This is a genomic window from Shewanella sp. 11B5 (assembly GCF_002836795.1).
GTDB lineage: Bacteria > Pseudomonadota > Gammaproteobacteria > Enterobacterales > Shewanellaceae > Shewanella > Shewanella frigidimarina.
The window spans coordinates 1-4,848 of sequence record NZ_PJAP01000435.1 but is presented as its reverse complement, the minus strand read 5'-3'; the positions used below and the strand labels follow the sequence as shown (position 1 = coordinate 4,848).

1 protein-coding gene is annotated in these 4,848 nt (G+C 47.5%); it reads right to left on the bottom strand.

What is annotated here, in order from left to right; all coding sequences use genetic code 11:
* Positions 1-4,848 (bottom strand): type I polyketide synthase (locus tag CXF78_RS10140; protein ID WP_145991413.1); only part of this gene is annotated, 4,848 nt, incomplete at both ends.

Here is a 4,848-nt window from a genome sequence, read left to right as displayed (position 1 = left end):
ACGAATAACGGCGACGGTTAATCCCTTTGCATTTAGCTTTTCAGCCAGTAAACCTGCATTGTGGCCATCGTCTGTGATGACAATACAAGAGTCTGTTGAAAAGCAATCTGCGAGTTTATCCGCCGCTGGTAACTTTTTTAGCGCTACCTCGCTGTGCGGCGGTAATGCCGCGGTGTTAACGTCAACCTTGTTTGCAGTTGATGTTGGTGCGACCGCCGCAATAGCGGTTGCTGCAGGCAATTTGGTTTGCATGTAACTAACGATTTCACCTAAGGTGCGACATTCGGCTAAATCTTCTGGGTTCAGCTCAGGTAAGCCTGGAAGCTCATCTTGCACAGTACCTAAAATCTCGACGCGTTTGATTGAGTCGATACCAAGGTCTGCTTCCATGTCCATGCTCAGTTCAAGCATTTCAGCAGGGTAACCGGTTTTGTCGGCTACCACTGACATCATGGTGCTTAAAACGGTATCAGCACTTAAACCTGTTGTTGCTGGAGCAGATACTGGAGCCTCAGTGTTGGCTGCAGGCAGTTTGGTTTGCATGTAGCTAACGATTTCGCCCAAGGTACGACACTCGGCTAAATCTTCTGGGCTCAGTTCTGGTAAGCCTGGAAGCTCATCTTGTACTGTGCCTAAGATTTCTACCCGCTTGATTGAGTCGATACCAAGGTCGGCTTCCATGTCCATGCTCAGTTCCAGCATTTCTGCAGGGTAACCGGTTTTGTCGGCTACTACTGACATCATGGTGCTTAATACTGTATCAGCACTCAAGCCCGAAGTTGCAGGTGCAGATACAGTTGCTACTGGAGCCGCAGTGCTGACTGCTGGCAGTTTAGTCTGCATGTAGCTGACGATTTCGCCCAAGGTACGACACTCGGCTAAATCTTCTGGATTCAGTTCAGGCAAACCAGGGAGCTCGTCTTGCACTGTGCCGAGAATTTCAACGCGTTTAATTGAGTCGATACCAAGGTCGGCTTCCATGTCCATGCCTAGTTCAAGCATTTCAGTTGGGTAACCGGTTTTATCGGCAACCACAGCTAACATAGTACGCTGAACGCTTTCTGCACTTAAGCCTGTTGCTGGCGCTGCAGATGCAATTGGTGCTGCAGCCACTGTGCTGGCAGCAGGCAGTTTAGTTTGCATGTAGCTAACGATTTCACCCAAGGTGCGACACTCAGCTAAATCTTCTGGGCTCAGTTCAGGTAAACCTGGAAGCTCATCTTGTACTGTGCCTAAAATCTCAACGCGCTTGATTGAATCGATACCTAAATCAGCTTCCATGTCCATGCCAAGTTCAAGCATTTCAGTTGGGTAACCGGTTTTATCGGCAACCACAGCTAACATGGTACGTTGGACGTTTTCAGCCGTTAAGCCTGTTGATGCAGGTGCAACAGCATCTACCGATGTTGATCCCGTTGACGCTACAGCAACCGAGTTGGCCGCTGGTAATTTGGTTTGCATATAGCTAACGATTTCGCCCAAGGTGCGACACTCGGCTAAATCTTCTGGGCTCAGTTCAGGTAAGCCTGGAAGCTCATCTTGTACTGTGCCTAAAATTTCTACCCGCTTGATTGAGTCGATACCAAGGTCGGCTTCCATGTCCATGCCAAGTTCAAGCATTTCTGTTGGGTAACCGGTTTTGTCTGCGACCACATTGAGCATAGTGTCTAACACTTGTTGCTGTGTTAGTCCGGCTGTTGCTGCAGAAACCGCTGCTGAACTAACTTGCTGGGAGACAGGAGCTTGAACAGGTTGACTGGCTGTCGGTTGAGATTGAACCGCTTGAGCTGTTTGAACCGGAGCTGGAGCAATAGGTGCTACCACTGGCGAAGGTGTCGTTGTGGCTTGAGCAACTTGGTTTGGCTGTACAAACGCAGGCTGTACTGATGGAGCAGGTACAGGTACTGTTGCTTGTATTGAAGGTGTTACCGTTTGCCCTTGCAACATGGCTAATGCGGCTTGGTTTGCTTGTGCTTGCTGCGTTAAAAATTGGGTATGACTTTGCAATGTTTGTGCTTGATGCTGGTGGAACATCTCCATCGAACGTTGCAAGCTTTCTGGAATGGCTAATCCCGATGACGCCATTTGCGCTTGGGCTGTCATCAGGTGAGCAAAGGTGTCGCCATATTGCTGTGGTATAGCTAAAAACTGCTGATGTAATTCAGCTGTTTGTTGCTGCGCAGCAAAAAATGCACCGATACTATCGGCCGAAGCTGGCACACTTGAGCTAACCTGCTGAGCTTTAGCTACAGGAGTCGTTGCCGCTAAAGGTGCGTCTACTACAGAGGATTGAGCTTGTGCTGATGTTGCAGGCACTTCAATGTATTCAGTTTTAATGACTTCTTTTTCCACAATCTTTTCCACAACTTTCTCGACAGGCACTTCCACTGTCTGGCTGGTAACGGTGCCGGTTTGCAATGACTTTTGCATTTTGGCTTGAGTGGCCGGACTAATATAATTACTCGCGGTTAACTTAACGTTCATCGGTGACACTTTGGCAAGCTCAGCGATAGGCGCTTGATAAGGATCAACCTCAGTTAATGCCACCCCTAATACCGCAAGCTGACACGCTGCTTGGCGCAGTTGAGTGTCACTATTGCCTTTAGGATTTGGGTTCAAGCTCACTACACTGACTGATTCTGCTTTATTGCCTAGGGTAGCCTCCACCAATTTTTGGAGGATGTTTTTAGGGCCAAACTCAACAAATACTCGAGCACCCGCATCATACATGGCGTTTAGTTGCTCGCTAAAACGAACCGATTGCAACATATGTTCACTAAATGCTGCTTGGATTGCTTTTGGATCATTAGGATGTGCTTTACCTGTGCCATTGGCATAAAGGCTTAGTTTTGGCTTAGCAAATTTAATCTTATTGATTGCCGCAGCAAAAGGTTGTTGAGCATGGGCTACTAATGGAGTGTGGAACGCGCCAGAAACCGGCAGGGCGATTGCTTTAAAACCAAGTTCAGTAGTGATTGCTTGTGCCGCTAAGGTACATGACGCTGTTGGCCCTGCAATAACCAATTGGGTTGGTGCATTGTAATTAGCCACCTTGACGCCTTCAAATGCACTAATGCACTGTTCAAGCTTTTCAACACCGTTGTCAACAGATTGAGCGGGGACAATAATGGCGTACATTACCCCAGCGTCTTGATCTTTAGGTGTCGCCGCCATTGCTTGGCCACGAGCAAAGGCCAATTGATAATAATCAGCTTGGCTAATGACGCCTGCAGCACATAATGCTGACAGTTCACCAAAACTATGGCCGGCAACCATATCAGCTTTAAAACCTGCTTGAGTCAATAATGCATATTGGCCCATGCTCACCGCACCAATAGCACTTTGGGCATTGGCGGTATTGGTTAATGCAGCCTGTTGCGCGGCAATATCTTCGGCTTCAAAAGCAGGATTTGGGTACATAATTTGCGATAGTGGTGTTTGTTTATGTTGGGCAAACACCTTATCTGCTTGCATCAGTTGCTGACGCATTTCTGGATACAAACAGGCTAAATCGGCGCCCATGTTCAGATATTGTGCCCCTTGTCCTGCAAATAGTGCTGCCACTTTATGGCTTGCAGCTTCAGGATGAATCAATGCTGCTGCGCGATAACTGGTACCAGAAGGCAATTGCCAGCAGTCGGCAGTATTTGAGCTTAACTGCGCCAGCGCCTGAGTCAGCTGAATGGTTAAGTCTGCTAATGAAGCAACCACTAAGCCTATGCGTGCCGCGTTAGGGGCAATAGTATTTAAGGCAAAACGTTTACCAAAATCGGCTAACACAATTTCTTGGCGATTTTGCTGTGTGGTATCAACAGCCTTAATTTCACTTTGCAGTGCGGTTAATTGAGCCTGTAATGCGGCTTTGTTTTCAGCATGGATCAATAGGCTTTGTGGCACTGAACGTTGACGATACTTATCGCCACGAACATGTTCTTGACGGTATTCTTCCAATACAATGTGGAAGTTAGTGCCACCAAAACCAAAGGCACTAATACCCGCTCGGCGTGGGGTATTGTCTGCCCGAGGCAGCCATGGACGGGTTTCGGTGTTTAAATAAAATGGCGAGTCCTGAATGTTTAATTTAGGATTCGGCTTACTGACGTTAATGGTCGGTGGCAACACTTTATGATGCAAAGCCAGAGCTGCTTTAATCACACCAGCGGTTCCTGCTGTTGATTTAGTGTGGCCAACTTGTGATTTAACTGACCCAAGAGCAATGTGCTGTTGAGTGTCATTACCGTCGGCAAACACTGATTTTAAACCATTGAACTCTGCGACATCACCAGCTGCAGTACCAGTACCATGGGCTTCAATTAAGCCAACAGTGTGCGGCGCAAAACCAGCGTCGTCATAAGCGCGTCTTAATGCTTTTGCTTGGCCTTCTGGGCGCGGTGCGTAGATACTTTTAAACTTACCATCTGATGATGAGCCAATACCTTTGATAACAGCATAAATTCGATCACCATCACGCTCGGCATCATCAAGACGTTTAAGCGCCATCATGCCAATACCTTCACCAATCATCATGCCTTTTGAGTCAATGTCAAAAGGTTGAATGGTGTCGTTGGTGGTAAATGCCGGTGTTTTTGAAAAGCTCATGTACATGGAAGGCGAGTTATCGGTACACACACCACCAGTGAGCATCATGTCACTGCGGCCTTCAACTAACTCTGTAATCGCCATGCGCATTGCCGCTAAAGAACCTGCACAAGCTGCGTCAACCACGCAATTCATGCCGCCTAGATCAAAGCGGTTAGCGATACGCCCAGCAATCACATTGCCGAGTGAACCTGGAAATGAGTTCTCTTCCCAGTGAATATATTGATCCTGAAACTTTTTGATCAACAT